A 15289-nucleotide genomic window follows, 5' to 3' on the forward strand; every position below is an offset into this window, starting at 1 on the left:
AACGGGCACCGGGGTCAAAAGGAGGACTGAAATCAAATTTTGAAAAGTTAAAAAAGAAGCTTATAAATTTGAATATACACGGTTTGCCGGCGGGCGTTGTGTCTTGGGTCACGCTGGAGTATACTGATTGAGGAAAATGGGTCATGCGCGTTCCTGCACACTGAAATTCCCTATCTACTATATAAAAAGGAAGCGTGTTAAGTTGAACAAGTATAAGGCCAATCTTCTCGTTTTGCTCATTACCCTGGGATGGGGCTCCTCCTATCTGTTTATGAAAATGGGCCTCGATTCTATGGAAGAATTCAATCTGCTTGCACTGCGCTTTGGGATCGCTTTTCTGGTGACCGGACTGGTGTTCTGGAGGCGCCTGCGCAAAATCAATAAAATAACACTCGGGTACGGTGCAGTGCTCGGAGCCATATTGCTCTGGGTGTGCGTATCCATTCTGTTCGGCCTCAAAACTACAAGCACCTCAAACGCCGGCTTTCTCGTCGGGCTTACGGTTGTTTTTGTACCTATATTAAGCGTCTTTCTTTTCCGTAAAAAGCTTGCGCTGAGCCACATCGTTGGTGCACTGATTGCAATGACCGGCATTGGAATGCTGACCTTGAACAGCAAGCTGCAGATGCACCCTGGCGACATTCTCTGTATTTCCAGCGGGATCAGCAATGCATTGTTCATCCTGATCTCCGGTGCGGCAGTCAAAAAGACCGATTCTATAAACGTAGGCATTGTGTCCCTGGGCTTCACCGCGGTGTTTGCCCTGATCTTCTCATTACTCTTCGAGTCTCCGGTTCTTCCCGGAACCTTCAGCGGATGGACTTCGATACTGGCGCTTAGTCTGGTCTGCAGTGCCTTCTGCTTTATCGCCCAGTCCGTGTCCTTGAAATATATTCCGCCTGTACAGCTGGGCTTAATGTATGCGCTGGAGCCGATCTTCGCCGCGGTAATCGCATTTATGTTTGCCGGTGAGCGTCTGACCACGCAAGGCTACATCGGAGCCATGCTGGTGGTGGGCGGCATTCTGGTATCCCAGTGGCTGGAGCAGCGGAAAAAGCTTCTTACCGCCGCAGCGCAGCCTGTTTCGCACTAATATTCGTTAAAAGCTTGCCAAGAGACGGGACCTCCCGTCTCTTTTTTTTGTTCCATCCAGCCTACGGATGCCACTTAAACGTCACCGCCGAACGCGCCTTTAAAGTAAAGGTAAACGCACGCTCTCCCCACTGCACACTGAAAGTACGGTCCTCATCCGCAGGATTAAGCGCGATCAGTACAAGCGAGCCGCCCGGATTACGGTAGGCGACATTTTCGATTCCGCCGGCCTGCGGCGAGTCGATGCGGACCGCTCCGGGATCAGTGAACCGGCTGGCATGCCCCAAGGCATAATACTCCACATTCCGTGAATAGCCTGACTCCCCTTGACCGTCTACGGTCACAACACCGCGGCAATTCGTGCAGCCTCCGTTCGTTGGCCCTCCATCGGAATCTAGCGCCAGGTTCCACAGCAGCACGCTCTTTGCCCAGTTGCGGGGCCCGCCAATGATCAGCTTCGACATCAGCCAGGTCAGGTTATCGCCGAACTCCCCGCTCCAAGCACCTCCGCTGCACTCCGTTAGATGGATCTCTTTTTCGGGATAGGCTTCGTGTATCTTGCTCATCACCTCCGGCGAACCCGCGTAACAATGATAGGCTGTACCGTCGGTGTAGGCGTTCGCTTTTGCATCACCCAGCACGGTTTGTGTATAGCTCTCCGCGGTGTCCCAGTTATGATCGAATGCCACAATTTTGGACGTAATGCCTTGCTTGCTGAACTCCGGTCCCAGATAATCCCCGATAAAAAGGGCCTGCTCTTCCGCACCCATGCTCATACTCGGATAATCCGCAGTCGTGAATTCAGGCTCATTCTGTATAGTCAGTGCATAGATAGGGATACCCAGCTTCTCATATTCCTTAATATAGCGCGCCAAATACTGCGCATAGGCAGCATATACACGCGGCTCCGCATAGTTTAAATACCAGCCGTTATGAATCGGCTCCCCGAATTTCATCCAGGGCGGAGCCGTCCAGGGTGTGCCCATCACCTTAATAGAGCTGTTGACGTCCAATATACGCTGGAGCAGCCCCGTCACGTCCCCGTCCTTAGCGATGGAGAACTGCTCCAGCCCGTAATCCTCACCGGCTTCCGTATCATCATAGGTATAGCTTGCCGGATTGCCATCTGCATCGATCGAGAAGTCGGACGCGCCGACAGAATGGCGGACAAAGCTCAGGCGTATCCCTTCTGGCGAGAAAAGATCCTTCATCAGTGCATCCCGCTGATCACCAGACATCCGTTTATTGACCAGAAAAGCGGATGAGCCGGTAACGGAAGCGCCGAAGCCGTCCATCGTCTGATATTCGTGGTCAGGATTTATTGTAATAACAGGCAGCCCGGCAGCTGGCTGTGCCACCTCTCCGTCTGAATCTACGAATTCTCCACCCTCCGGCGAGGATGACTTCTCCCTGAAAAAAACCGGCTCCTGCGGAGCAAGCAGGCTGGACTGATCCCCCGTTGTTACCCAGGCCTTCACCTCTACCTTGGACAACTGCGGCGTCTGTTCCAGCTTGTCATCGTATAGTTTAACTGCAGCCCAGGCTCCCAGTACGACTGTTGCAGCGGCAATCGTCAGTAACCGTTTGCGTTTGCGCATATGCAGACCTCTTTTTCTGATAAAAAGTATATTTCACTAGAGTATGGGTTTGAAATATACACTTAATATCCTTTTATTTACATTCTACTTTCTATATGCTAGTATTTCATCGTTACATAAATATCCCATTAAAGGATGAAATTATGAATACCAAGAAAAAGTACTCGGTTCTTGCGGCAGCATTTTTGATGTGTTCTATGGCTTTGTCAACTTCTGGATTTGCAAGTGAGGTCAGTAAAGATATTCCAATAACATCTTCAATTGCAGATGAAGTAAAAGTATTCTACCAAAATGATGTTAAATTATCTGGAGGTTCACCATTAGACACATCAGTACAGGCAAAATCTTTGATTCAAACAACTCCTAAGGTTGAACGTTCCTCAGTTGCTACAGTCTATGACGAAGTAGGTAATGTTATCGATAACGTAACTATTAAACAGAACGTAACTAGCAATGAGAATTCTAAACTTGCTGCATCCGGTAAATTATGTACCGTGCTAGTTGCAGTTGATGAAGAATATCGTGCAAAGCATAGCGACTGGCAGACACTGACGACCAATGCTGTCGAAGCTGCAGACGATGCATTTAACGCACAATTCGGTATAGACTTAACTGTGACAGCATATCGCTATTGGTTTTCCTCTGGTAACAATGCCAGTGAACTTTTAGCTAATTTAACGGGGAGTGCAACAGATAATTATGATTTTGTAGTTGGATTTACTGCTGAACCAGATTTTACCCACGAAGGCAAGGTAGTTGGAGGACTTGCTTATGAATATCCTTCTGCACCAACCTATGCCGCATACAGTACTGTTTTGGATCAAACATCTCCTTCATCTAACTGGCATGCATTACAGCATGAACTTTCTCATAACTATGGTTTATCACACGATCCCGAGGCCTCAACGCCAATTTGTATTATGAATTATGGTACGATGTACAATACATCAGCCTGGCACAGCGATCACTGGACACAATTGAACGCTAGAAAAATATGGTACGGAAGTAATACTAACTAATCTATTCAATTTTTTTGCGCCATGAGATTAAGGTTTTGTGGCGCAAAAAAAGAGGAGGTTTAAATGAGAAAAAACTTCAAACAATTAATTGCTACTATTGGATTATTTTCATTACTATTAACTGGGTGTAGTTCAAATAATAATTTTAGCAACAATAATCTATTGCCGAATGAGCCAGATCCAGTTGCGTGGATAAACAAAGACGGAATTAAGTATTATTATTTCCTATCAGAATTAGATATTGATGAAAATTCTCTCTATTACACAGGTGAAAAAACAGATTCTGATGATGCAATAGAGGTGGGAAAAAAGATCTACAAAAATGAAATTGACGATGATAGTTTATACATCGAATTTGATGGACAGTGGGCACAATATAAAACGCGGGAATCAGAATAACACCTATTTGACTATCATATGGTTTTATTTCTAAGTATTATTGAAATTTTTTCTTCACTCTCACTATAAATTAAACTTATTATTTTGCTAATTAGGTTTTGAAAAAAAGAAGCCAGAGGCTTCATCCCCCGGCCCAATCCATGAATCTGCATTATTATCCGTTACACAGCTATGCTACCCGTCACACACTTGGCCAGCTATGCTTTACCTTGCCCGGAAATCTTTGCTTCATCGTTCGATCTTTTTATTGAAATGAATTTATTTAACCGTCAGGCTGGTCTTCAGGCGGATATCATCCGAGGCGCTGCCGACATATACCGGCACCTTACCGGATGGCATTACCCACTTGTCCGCTTTTTCATCCCAATAGGATAGCACTGAAGGGTCCAGCACGATTTGAACGCGCTGCTGCTTGCCCGGCTTCAGCTCCACCTTAGCCCAACCGGCCAGTTGCTTCGGTGCAGTCTCAACCTTGGTTGGCAATTGGCCGACGTACACCTGAACCACCTCAGAACCTGTAACTTTACCGGTATTTCGCAGATTCAGGGATACCGTCATTTTGCGGTTAGCACCTTTGCCGCTTACGTTCGTATGAACATTGCGGTAGTCGAAGGTTGTGTAGGACAAGCCGTGGCCGAACGCGAACGCCGGCTTGATTCCGGAATTCTCGTAACCGCGGTAGCCGACCATAACACCTTCGCTGTACTCACCCTTGCCGTTTACCCCAGGGAATTGCGCAGCAGCCGATACCGGCGTGCTGTCTTCATTAACCGGGAACGTAACCGGCAGCTTACCGGACGGATTCACATCTCCGAACAGCACCCGCGCGATAGCGTCACCTTGCTCCTGCCCGGTGAACCAGGCCTGGACGATGGATTTGACTTTGTTCTGCCAGCCATCCATCTCGATGGCTCTGCCGCTCATGGACACCACAATTGTATCCGGGTTGGCCGCAGCCACCTCGGAGATCAGGCGGTCCTGGTTATTGGGCAGATCCAGATCCGAACGGTCGTAGTAGCCTTCACTTTCATAAGTGCGGACAACGACTACGGCAACATCGGATTTTTGGGCCAGTTTAACGGCTTCCTGCATTTTGCTGTCTAGCGCACCAGCAGGCGGCTCCCAGCCAAGCCGGACGGTACCGCCGAAGTCAGTGGAGGCACCTTCCTTGTAGTATGTTTTATATTCAATTTTGATCTCATGACGTTCGCCCTTGGTAAGGGTTACTGCGGCTTTTTCTGTCTTCAGCTTGGATCCGTCGCTGTCAATCAGCAGCTTGCCGTCCAGATACAGCTTGCCGGTACCGGCACTGGTCAGGGTAAGATTGTACTTCCCTGTCTTAGGGGCAGTCAAATAACCGTTCCAGCGCGCTGACATCATGCTGTTCAGATTGCCCGGTGTCTGCGGCAGCTTAGAGGATTGGCCGTTCAAGCCGTCAAAGTTATAAAAACCAAGATTGAGATTGATCTGGCCGTCAGTCCGGGTAAGCGTAGGCTCGCCTTCCATCTTGTTGTTAGGCCAGTACTCCCCGCTAAGACCGGTGCCTTCGCCGTCTCCCGCCGGAGTGAGAACCGAGGATGGGATCGCAGATGGACCGTTAACGATATCGCCGGTCGAAACCGGATCTGTGCCCGGTGCATAGCTGACTTTAACCTTGCTCCCGGCACGGTCGCGGATGGCATCCAGTGGAGTAACTGTGTACGCCGGAGTAACCAGTGAGCTTCCCCCGACGGTAGCATAGGTGTCGGCGTCCGGACCGATGACCGCAATCGACTTCAGCTTGTCCTCATCCAGCGGCAGCGCCTTATTCTTATTCTGTAGCAGCACCAGGCTGTCCTCGGCAATATCCAGCGCGGCCTTACCGTGCTCCTCTGCCGGAATCTGGACATTCACCGGCTTGCTGTCAAACAGGCCCTTGCCGAACATCTGTGTCAGTGTTCTGCCAGCCATAAGGTCAAGCTGCTCTTCACTGACCTCTCCGTTCTGAACAGCTGTCAGCAGCTGACCTCCCCACTTGCCGTACGGCTCACCCGGGGTTTCAAGATCAAGCCCGGCCAGCGCCGATTTGGCCGTGCTGAGATTCGCGCCGTAGTCGCTCATGACAAAGCCGCCGAAGTTCAGCTTGTCTCTCAGGATATCGGTCAGCGCATATTCGCTTTCACAAGCGGGAGTGCCGTTGATTTTATTGAACGAACACATTACTGAGGCAAGGGCTGCGTCCTTGATAGCTGCTGCGAACGGCTTGGCGTAAATCTCCATGATCGCCCGTTCGCTGGCTACAGAATCAACTGTGAACCGGTCTGTCTCCTGGTTATTAAGCAGGTAATGCTTGGCTGTTGCCATCACCGGATGGCTCTGCACAGCATTAACATAAGCCACGCCCAGCTTGGACTGCAGCAGCGGGTCCTCACCGAGAGACTCGAAGTTACGCGAGCCCCATGGCAGCCGGGCAATGTCGAGGCCAGGTCCCAGCAGCACGTTATGCGTTGTATTGAACGCTTCTTCACCGACCAGATCACCGTAAAGAGCTGCGGCCTTGGTATCCCAGGTTGCAGCAAGCGCGATCGGTGCCGGGAAAGCGGTAGATTCCTTGTTCTGAATATCAGGGTTGGCAATGCGTACGCCTGTCGGCCCATCGGCCATCTTTAATGCGGGTATACCCAGCCGCTCCAGCGGATTGTTATAAAAGCCATAATAGTTGTTCACATTCCCTGTGACAAAATCAACTTTTTCCTCAGTTGTCATTTGCTGCAGCAGCAGCTCCGTACGGTCTTCCGGTGAACGCGAGGCGTCCATCCATGGCCTGGAGGTATATGCACCCGCCATCTGCAGAGGTGCGAGTATAGATATGCTCAATGCTGCGGCGGCAATCACCGCATGTACTTTTAAAGATACTTTCATGTTGTGTCGTTCCTCCTGATGTCTCTGTCTAATGACCCGTCCGCACATTCCAGTCTGTCCAGCTGCCGGACAGTCCTTGTTAATCGGCAATCCGAGTTATGCACTCCCCTCCATCCGTCTTTTATTTCTGGAATAGGTATAGGCTTCGCGCTTAAATGTGCCTATGACTTTCGTGAGCACAGGCAGCTTTGAATCGCCGGGTCTAACCATAGCTCAGTTTTTTGTGTTACGCATCCGTCATTTTCTGGTAATAGGAAGCCTCCAGTACCCTGTTTTACTGAAGATTTCCTGAAATTTTCCTGAAAGTTAGCTGAAAACACGCAAAAACCAGGACTATATTCCCTTGCAGATTCGTAACCTTATTGTAACTTTTTTGTAACTTTTAAGACCGAAGTATTAGAAAAATAGGACCGGATTTAATATCCAATTAAGGTTTATAACGTATTAAATTCTAAATCTAATCAAATCATAACCAGATTAAAGCGCCCTGTAACTTAACAAAGAGACAGCCGGTCGCATTGACGGCTGTCTCTTTGTTCTTCTTGCACTATAGTTGTCCGTTAAATACAAACACATGGCCTGACTACTCAGCCTTTTTGGTTGTGAGGGAAATAGCTGGACAATATCTTCAGGCTTTCTTCACGCAATATGCCGCCTGTAACCTGAGGTTTGTGGTGAGAGTTGTCAAATACAATCTTAGAAGCATTACTGCCCTGCTCATCCAAAAGCTCACATAGATCGATATCGCTGGCAGCATAAACGAGTCGCCCGAGCCGGGTCCAGACCATTGCACCAGAGCACATAAAACACGGCTCGCAGCTTGAATATAACGTGTACTCTCGTAAATCAGTAATGTATGTTTCTGCACAGAAGCTCCGCAGCAAGCCCGCTTCTGCATGGAACGTCGGATCAGCCGCTGAATAAATCTGATTCTCGTTACGATAGACTATTTCACCGTCTTTAACCAATACAGCACCGAAAGGTTCGTTACCATGCTCAACAGCAAGTCGAGAAAGTCTAATGGCTTCCTTCATGAATAATTCATCCTGATTCATTAGTTCTCCCCGTCCTTAATCCGCTTATCATTCATTAATACCTCATTCATGCTTCTACCAGGGCAGCGTTTCCCCCGCATAATCCATCAGCGTAAGCCCTTCCCCGGCATATCCCGGATCAAGACGTTTCCCGATAAGCTCCAGGATACATCCCGCAGACTCGTCCGGGGTCAGCTTACCCGCTGTATCCAGCTTGCCCTGCATATAGGTCTGGACATGCCCTGGATGAATAACCATCACCTTGCCTCCCTTGGGCGCAATCTGGTTGTGGATCAGCTGAGACTGCATATTGAGTGCGGCCTTGGACATGCAATAGGCATACCACGCGTTCCGCCAGCAGCTGCCGATGCTGCCTGCCTCAGAGGAGATATTCACGATGAGCTTATGTTCACTCCGTAAAAGAGTCTGAATCAATCCGTTTGACATACGCAGCGCCCCTAGCGCATTCACGCGGAACACCCGGTCCATCTCCTCAAAATCCAGCTCATCCTCAACAGTCGCCTGCATGTCGCCCAAGATAGCCCCGTTATTGATCAGGATGTCCAGCCTGCCGGTAACCGCCCCCACTGCTTCCAGTGCCTTACGGACACTGTCCGCATCGCTGATATCCAGTGTAATGCACTTTAGACTGCCTTTACAAGCCGTCTCCAGCAGCTCCAGCTCACTTCCGGCTTCGGCGCCGGCATATTGTCCGGCAAATACATGATAGCCTTTTTCCAGCAAACCCTTGACCAGACTCAGTCCGACTCCCCGGTCAGCTCCTGTAACGAATGCCCATTGTATCAACGTCATTGCCCTCCTTTTGTGTAATGGATCTCTGTCAGATAAAAGGACGCCGGTCCAGCACTTTGTTCAGCGTTCGATCCGCCTGAACCTGCTCCGGCAGCACAGATTGCACAATTGCCAGGGCGCACACACTGCCGCATAAAGTATGCAGGTCTTCATACACCTCATCTGCCGGTCCTTCAGCGCACACTGCAATATACTCCAGCAGATGTCCGCCGATGGCCTGAACCATCGCCCTCACTTCCTCAGCCCTGTGGCTGGTCTGCCCCATTACGCTGACTACGAGATAGAGTACATCCAGCTCCACAAAAGAGAAATCACCCGCTGACAGCGGGATCTGTCCGGATTGGAACAGCTTCAGGCAGGTATCTGCCAGCTGCTCAGGATAACGGAGCCTGCGCTTGCGGAAATTCTGGTTGAACAGGTAATGAAAGGAGCCGGCCAGATGATGGAACAGCGGCGCTCCGTCAACAGAAGCCCCATCCCCCCGGCCCGTTATTGCTCCTTGCCGCCATAGTCCCGTCTCTGGATCTGCCTCATTCCAGAGCCAGTCAAAATACCAGTCCTCCCACTCTTTATCCGCTTCCTCAGCCAGCACCAGCGCAGCATAGACTCCTGCGCCCTTGGTTGACTCGCCCCACGGCTCATGCTTCCAGTCCAGACCGTCCAGAAATACAGTCAGGCCGGAGCGCTCCTTCAGCGGGTGTAGCGCTTTCAAGGGATGCAGCGGCTTGGCATCCAGCAGCTCCAGCGCCGAGACGGCAAACGCCGTGCTGTGAATGGCGTGATGCCCTGCCCCGGGGAACAGCCCGTCCTCCGCCTGCTGGAAACTTTGCAGCGTCCGGGCCAGCCCCGCGCGTTCTGCACTTCCAACGGCCGGCAGCTCTCCGAGTGTATACAGCAGAATTGCCGTATCCGCTGTTCCATACAGCTCGGCCACATCCGGCCGCTCTGTCAGCATTCTCCGGTATCCGCCATGCCCTCCCGAACGGTGGGCAGCAATGGTGCGCAGCACCTTTTGTATAAACGGCTCTATATTAATCATGTCTGATTATGCCTCCTTGTATTAGCTTCATCTATTCCATTGTAGAGGATTGAACAGAAGGCAGACATAATCTAATGGCAGTTGTTTATGGCATAATGACAGATTACGAGATATACCTGCATACCAAAAACACCTTGATTGCTCAAGGTCTTTCAGGCTTATTCCTATATATAGCCTGCGGCCGGCGCAAGCTCTGAAGGCTTATCTCTTTCTTTTGTTGGCAGCCTTGCCCATAACCGTATTCTGGACGTCGGCAGGACACAGATTGCATTCGCTGCACCCGGTGCATTTGACACCGTTCTTCTTATCCCTAACGATTTTATAGACTGCCAGCGAGACGATTGCTGCAATTACGGCAATGACAACAATATCAACGGTACTCATAGCTTCACCGACTGCAATCCGCCGTGAATCCGGGCATCTCTGGTTCCTTTTCGCATCAGGTACACAACATACCCTACTATAATCGCCACAGCAATCAGTCCTCCTACAAATCCCTTACCTAATGTGCCTTCAGTTAGCAGTGTACCAATCTGATAGACCAGGAAGGCGGCTGTATACCCCATGCCCATCTGAAAACCGATAGCGCCCCACAGCCACTTGCGCGACTCCAGCTCGGAGTTCATAGCGCCGATCGCTGCAAAGCAAGGCGGTGTGAACAGATTAAATATCAGGTAAGACAGCCCCGCAACCGCACCGATACCGAATACTGAGCTGACATCCGTACCGCTTCCGACAAGCGCCAATTCATCCGTATCGATAAAGTTGGTAATTGCGAAGCAGACCGCCAGAGTTCCGACAACATTCTCTTTGGCGATGAAGCCCGTTATTGCCGCTGCCGCAAACTGCCACAGTCCGAAGCCCAGCGGGATAAACAGGAAGGCAACCGGCGATGCCAGGCTTGCCAGAATACTGCTATCCGGCGCCCCCTCGGCAACCACACGGAAATTCCAGTCAAAGGTCTGCAGAATTTGGACGACTGCGTTACAGATTAGAATAATGGTCCCTGCTTTAATAATAAACGCCTTAGCTCTCGTCAGCATCGATATTGCTGCACGCTTGAGGCTCGGAAATCTGTATTCAGGCAGCTCCATAATGAAGAAGGATCTGGAGTAGTCACCGGTAATCCGTCTGACAATCAGTGCTCCGATAATGATTATGAAGATACCAAGGAAATACATGGAGGTTCCTACCCAGCTGTTATCACCGAAGAAAACGCCGGCAAACAGAGCAATGATAGGGAGCTTAGCGCCGCACGGCATAAAGGTCGTCAGCATAGCCGTAGTGCGTCTTTGTCTTTCCGCTTTGATTGTTCTTGTTGCCATGACACCCGGAATTCCGCAGCCGGTTCCGACAATCATCGGGATAATTGATCTGCCGGACAAACCGACCAATTTGAAGAACCTGTCCATAATAACCGCTACACGGGCCATATAGCCGCAGTCTTCCAGCAGAGCCATACAGAAGAACAAGACCATAATCAGCGGCAAAAATCCGATTACAGCACCCACGCCGCCGATAATCCCGTCCAGCAGCAAGGTACCCAGCACCGGGTTCACATTGTCACCGAGCAGGGTTGACACCTGTGCGTACAGCAAATCAATCCAGCCGACAAAGGTATCGGCAATCCAAGGGCCGACCCAGCTCTGGGAAATCGAGAAGATAACATAGACAATGACTGCAAAAATCGGAATGCCCAGCCACTTGTGCGCAACCACCCGGTCCACCCTATCTTGTACCGTCTGCTTATCCGAGCTGACCTTCCTTCTCTCTACTTCTGTAACCACTTCATTTACAAATGCATAACGCTTCTTATCATTCCGTTCAAATTCATCCTTGGTAGAGATCTTCCGGGCTCGGCCAAGGGCAGGAGCAAGCTGCTTCTTGCCGGATTTACCGGCCGTTACTACAGCTTCAATCAGCTCCGGCAGGCCGTTGTTGGAGGATTTTGTGGATACAGTAGATATAACAGGACACTTCAGCGCATCGCTCAAGGCTGTAATATCGATGGTGTTGCCTTTTTTCTCAAGCAGATCACATTTGTTCAGTGCAACAATGACAGGTATGCCCAGCTCCAATAGCTGGGTAGTGAAATACAAGCCTCTGCTTAGATTAGTAGAGTCCACAATGTTGATAATGACATCGGGATGTTCATTCTGGACAAAATCCTTCGTAATGGATTCTTCACTGGTATACGGCGACATGGAATACGCACCGGGCAAATCCGCCACAATCAGATTTTCATTCCTTGGGTTAAGACTCGCCTTCACACGTGCTTCCTTTTTCTCTACTGTGACGCCGGCCCAGTTCCCGACCTGTTCAAGCTTCCCAGTAATTGCGTTAAACAAGGTGGTCTTCCCGCTATTGGGATTACCAGCTAATGCAATTTTCATAATCGCCCCGCCCCCCGTCAATCTATTAGAATCTGCCCAGCTTTTTGGCTGAAGCTTCCATCCGGTCCGCTATAATAATCGAGTTTGCCAAATCCGAATCTATGCTGTATCTGGCATCTTTGATACTGATGATGTAGTTGGAGCCGAGCTTGGAAATAATCATGATTTTCTCACCGGGATAACAGCCCAGCGTAAACAGAAATTTGCGGATATCCTCCTGATCTGTTGCTACAGCATCCACAATGTAGGGCGTATTTAGCTTGCCTTTGGCTAATGATGTCATCCCTTACTCCCCTAACAATAGGATTAGGCCAGATAATGAGAATCATTATCGTCCTGATACACAGTAGAATACTTGTATTGGTAATGAAAGTCAGTGACTTTACGCATATCTTCGCTGCATTCTCATCTATAAACAGAAAAAAATAATCGGCCCCCCTTTCGTTAAGGAACGGCCGATTATTCTCCTCTATATTTGTTTAACTGTAGCTCCATAAGGATTAAGGTTCATAAATCAAGCAGCGCAGGGTCTGATCCGGATACCGGAGTTCTGCTGTATAATGGCTTCCGTCTTCCAGCAGCAGCTTAACGGCTACAATCCCGCGCTTGTTGTTAACCTCCGTATCGGTCAAATCCGCTTTGACGATGGCGCGCTTGTCTCCCTGCTTGTTCATAACAATCTGGGTGGCTTTGTGAATCCAGCTGGCGTCCTCTTCAATACGGGCAGCGGCAGCAGTGTCGATCGGGGTTCGCTTCGACGCCAAATTCACGGCAGTCGTATCCAGCACATCGCCGGTTCTGGCATCAATGATAACAATATATTGCCAGTATTCCTTACCTTGCGCCTGCAAAGTAAGTGATCTGTACGGAGTATAAGAAACCAGCCAGGACGGCTGCATGTCCATTTGCATTTCTCTTAAAGTAACGGTTGTCATTAGTTTAGAAACATCGGCATCAAACAGCTTGCGCACACTTTCTGCCGCCAGCAGCTTCGCTTCCGTCTGACTGACATCCTGCGCCAGGGACGGTGCTTTCACATGGAGTCTGGCATACATATAGATTTGCCGGTAGGACCAGTCGGTCAGCTGCAGAAGCTCTTCATCTGTGAGTTTCCGCTCCGGGAAGGTCAATGTGTTGGTCTCTATATCCAGATACAGTTCCGCTTGCCCCCGCTTTAGCGGAAGCGGCTGCTCCGGGCGTAGCCCGTCATACACATACTCGTCTTCCAGTACCAGTCTGCGTTTCATTTCTGCTTCCGTCATGTCCCTGCCGGAGATAGTAGGTTCCAGGCCCGGCTTATTCAAGCTGTCATAAATTCGTCTGATCTCTGCATCACTCATATCTTTAATCAGGTCCTCTGACACCGTGGATACCGGAGCCGGAGCCTCAACCTTCAACACAGGAATTGCGTTTCCGGCCGCAACAGGCTGAACATTAGTCTGAACAGCCGAACCGTTCCCCGCAATGACCTCTGAATTAACAATACCAGGAACGAGAAAAGCGCTTAGCGTGAGCACGCCTCCTGAGAATACAACAACAGCTCCGGTATACCATTTCTTTTTGTTCAATTGAATGACCTCCATCGGGATCTGGGATGTTAAATCTGTCTTCAGCATAATCCCGGGATGTTATAGAGTAAGAGGCCAGTTGTTAGGAAGTTGTAAAATAAGGCGGATACCCGTCCCCTGCCCAGGCACCGATTCCAGTTCCACTCTTGCCTGATGCGCCTCAGCAATCTGCCTGCACAGGGACAAGCCGAGGCCGGCATTGCCATAGAGGCGCGAGCGCGCCGGGTCTGCCCGGTAGAACGGCTCGAAGGCACGTTTACTTTGCTCCGCCGTCATTCCCCTGCCGCTGTCCCGTACCTCAAGCACAGCCTCCCCATTCTGCTCATAGGCGAGCAAATGTACCGGGCTTCCCGGCTTGGAGGCATGAATGGCATTCTCAATCAGGTTCACCAGAAAAGCTGCCAGCAGATCAGCATCTCCCCGTACTGCAGGGATAGAGCTGACAATCTCCAGCGGGATTCCGCTTTCTTTTAACTGATGCTCCTCTGTCTGCTTCACTGCTTCAAACAGGCCGGTTACCCCTACCTCTGACAGCACCATAGGCTGATGCCTGAGAACAGACAAATCCAGCAGCTTAAAGGCCAGATTCTTCAGCCGGACCGTTTCGCTCCAGATGTAGCGGCCCGCCTTAATCTGTTCTTCCCGGCCGATGTTGGCCGAGGTAAGAAACTCTGCAAAGCCCTGCATGCTGGTCAGCGGTGTGCGCAGCTCATGGGCCAGATTATCGACCATCCGCTGCTTCTCCTCAGCCATATCAGAGAGCTCGGTCATCCGCTGCTCCACTGCAGCAGCCATCCGGTTAAAGTGAACCGCGAGCTCCCCGAATTCATCCCTGCTGCGCAGCTCTACCCGGTTAGAATAATCCCCTCCGGCAATGGTCCGGGTAGTCTCCGACAGCTGCTTGAGCGGCTTCGTCAGCCGGCGGATCAGCAGATAGAGCAGCAGTGCCAGCACCGGTCCGGCAATCCAGTTAATCATCACAAAGAAGCGGTTAAGCTCCTGCTGCTGGGCATACAGCCCGCTGATATCCCTGCTATAGGTTAGCTCCATATCCTGATACGGGGCCGGCAGCGGCTTCGATAGCACGATAGTCTGCCCAACTTGCCTATTCTGTCCCCCGCCTGTATTGGGATAGAGTAACCGTCCGTTCTCACGCAGCTCAAGGCCGATTCCCTGGCTGAGGTAATAATCCCCGTTCGACTGGGCCACACTGGCCAGAAGGACTGGAGTAAGCGTACTGCCGCGTGCACGGATCGAATCGAGATTCTCGAATATATTGTTTACGATTAACATCTGTTCACTGGCGGCCCGTCTGGTTTCACTGTCCATATTCAGCCGCCAGCTTTTTTTCATCACCATAATGACACTTATATCAAGTGCGGCAATGAAAAGGATCAGCACGGCAAGCAGATTCTTATGCCAGAAGCGCATGG

The 15289-nt window shown here is 50.3% G+C and carries 13 protein-coding genes; 3 read left to right on the top strand and 10 right to left on the bottom strand.

Annotated features, from left to right (window positions below; all coding sequences use genetic code 11):
* Positions 1-202 precede the first annotated feature (202 nt).
* Entirely contained in the window at positions 203-1093 is an 891-nt protein-coding gene (locus tag BN3772_RS01000) for a DMT family transporter (RefSeq protein WP_042195739.1), read from the top strand.
* Between the two features lie 61 nt (positions 1094-1154).
* On the opposite strand, the gene BN3772_RS01005 is transcribed toward BN3772_RS01000, so the two are convergent.
* Positions 1155-2690, bottom strand: a complete 1536-nt coding sequence (locus BN3772_RS01005; protein WP_042195742.1) for a glycoside hydrolase family 30 protein — start codon at positions 2688-2690, stop codon at positions 1155-1157.
* A gap of 143 nt (positions 2691-2833) precedes the next feature.
* Between BN3772_RS01005 and BN3772_RS01010 the strand changes: the two genes are divergently transcribed.
* Together BN3772_RS01010 and BN3772_RS01015 are read left to right on the top strand one after the other, a co-directional pair.
* Positions 2834-3709 (top strand): M12 family metallo-peptidase, encoded by an 876-nt coding sequence (locus BN3772_RS01010; RefSeq protein ID WP_052380323.1) that lies wholly within the window; start codon positions 2834-2836, stop codon positions 3707-3709.
* 63 nt (positions 3710-3772) lie between these two features.
* Positions 3773-4108, top strand: a complete 336-nt coding sequence (locus tag BN3772_RS01015) for a hypothetical protein (protein ID WP_042195744.1) — start codon at positions 3773-3775, stop codon at positions 4106-4108.
* A gap of 258 nt (positions 4109-4366) precedes the next feature.
* Here the strand turns inward: BN3772_RS01015 and BN3772_RS01020 are convergent, their stop codons facing one another.
* From BN3772_RS01020 to BN3772_RS01060, 9 genes are all read right to left on the bottom strand, one after another.
* Positions 4367-7009, bottom strand: coding sequence for a beta-glucosidase H (locus BN3772_RS01020; protein WP_042195747.1), 2643 nt, complete (start codon positions 7007-7009; stop codon positions 4367-4369).
* A gap of 587 nt (positions 7010-7596) precedes the next feature.
* Positions 7597-8064: a nucleoside deaminase gene (locus tag BN3772_RS01025; RefSeq protein ID WP_042195750.1), complete on the bottom strand. Its 468-nt coding sequence runs from the start codon at positions 8062-8064 to the stop codon at positions 7597-7599.
* A 54-nt stretch (positions 8065-8118) separates the two neighbouring features.
* On the bottom strand, positions 8119-8856 hold the full coding sequence (locus tag BN3772_RS01030) for an SDR family oxidoreductase (protein WP_042195752.1): 738 nt from the start codon (positions 8854-8856) through the stop codon (positions 8119-8121).
* Between the two features lie 28 nt (positions 8857-8884).
* The gene (locus BN3772_RS01035) at positions 8885-9895 is read right to left on the bottom strand and encodes a hypothetical protein (protein ID WP_042195754.1); all 1011 of its coding nucleotides are present in this window, start codon (positions 9893-9895) and stop codon (positions 8885-8887) included.
* A gap of 201 nt (positions 9896-10096) precedes the next feature.
* Positions 10097-10279: a FeoB-associated Cys-rich membrane protein gene (locus BN3772_RS01040; RefSeq protein WP_042195756.1), complete on the bottom strand. Its 183-nt coding sequence runs from the start codon at positions 10277-10279 to the stop codon at positions 10097-10099.
* Positions 10276-12288, bottom strand: a complete 2013-nt coding sequence (feoB, locus tag BN3772_RS01045; protein WP_042195758.1) for a ferrous iron transport protein B — start codon at positions 12286-12288, stop codon at positions 10276-10278. The genes BN3772_RS01040 and feoB overlap by 4 nt, the downstream gene beginning before the upstream one ends.
* A 25-nt stretch (positions 12289-12313) precedes the next feature.
* Positions 12314-12571, bottom strand: coding sequence for a FeoA family protein (locus BN3772_RS01050; protein ID WP_042179175.1), 258 nt, complete (start codon positions 12569-12571; stop codon positions 12314-12316).
* 217 nt (positions 12572-12788) lie between these two features.
* Entirely contained in the window at positions 12789-13856 is a 1068-nt protein-coding gene (locus tag BN3772_RS01055) for a hypothetical protein (RefSeq protein WP_052380324.1), read from the bottom strand.
* A 60-nt stretch (positions 13857-13916) separates the two neighbouring features.
* Entirely contained in the window at positions 13917-15287 is a 1371-nt protein-coding gene (locus BN3772_RS01060; RefSeq protein WP_042195760.1) for a HAMP domain-containing sensor histidine kinase, read from the bottom strand.
* Positions 15288-15289: the final 2 nt, after the last annotated feature.

The sequence above is a fragment of the Paenibacillus camerounensis genome, assembly GCF_000723885.1.
GTDB classification, from domain to species: Bacteria; Bacillota; Bacilli; order Paenibacillales; family Paenibacillaceae; genus Paenibacillus_AQ; species Paenibacillus_AQ camerounensis.

Bases quoted from the DNA above. Each gene is read 5' to 3' on its own strand.
- feoB (WP_042195758.1), bottom strand. From the start codon at position 12,288: ATGAAAATTGCATTAGCTGGTAATCCCAATAGCGGGAAGACCACCTTG.
- BN3772_RS01035 (WP_042195754.1), bottom strand. From the start codon at position 9,895: ATGATTAATATAGAGCCGTTTATACAAAAGGTGCTGCGCACCATTGCT.
- BN3772_RS01005 (WP_042195742.1), bottom strand. From the start codon at position 2,690: ATGCGCAAACGCAAACGGTTACTGACGATTGCCGCTGCAACAGTCGTA.
- BN3772_RS01060 (WP_042195760.1), bottom strand. From the start codon at position 15,287: ATGCGCTTCTGGCATAAGAATCTGCTTGCCGTGCTGATCCTTTTCATT.
- BN3772_RS01020 (WP_042195747.1), bottom strand. From the start codon at position 7,009: ATGAAAGTATCTTTAAAAGTACATGCGGTGATTGCCGCCGCAGCATTG.
- BN3772_RS01040 (WP_042195756.1), bottom strand. From the start codon at position 10,279: ATGAGTACCGTTGATATTGTTGTCATTGCCGTAATTGCAGCAATCGTC.
- BN3772_RS01030 (WP_042195752.1), bottom strand. From the start codon at position 8,856: ATGACGTTGATACAATGGGCATTCGTTACAGGAGCTGACCGGGGAGTC.
- BN3772_RS01010 (WP_052380323.1), top strand. From the start codon at position 2,834: ATGAATACCAAGAAAAAGTACTCGGTTCTTGCGGCAGCATTTTTGATG.
- BN3772_RS01015 (WP_042195744.1), top strand. From the start codon at position 3,773: ATGAGAAAAAACTTCAAACAATTAATTGCTACTATTGGATTATTTTCA.
- BN3772_RS01050 (WP_042179175.1), bottom strand. From the start codon at position 12,571: ATGACATCATTAGCCAAAGGCAAGCTAAATACGCCCTACATTGTGGAT.
- BN3772_RS01025 (WP_042195750.1), bottom strand. From the start codon at position 8,064: ATGAATCAGGATGAATTATTCATGAAGGAAGCCATTAGACTTTCTCGA.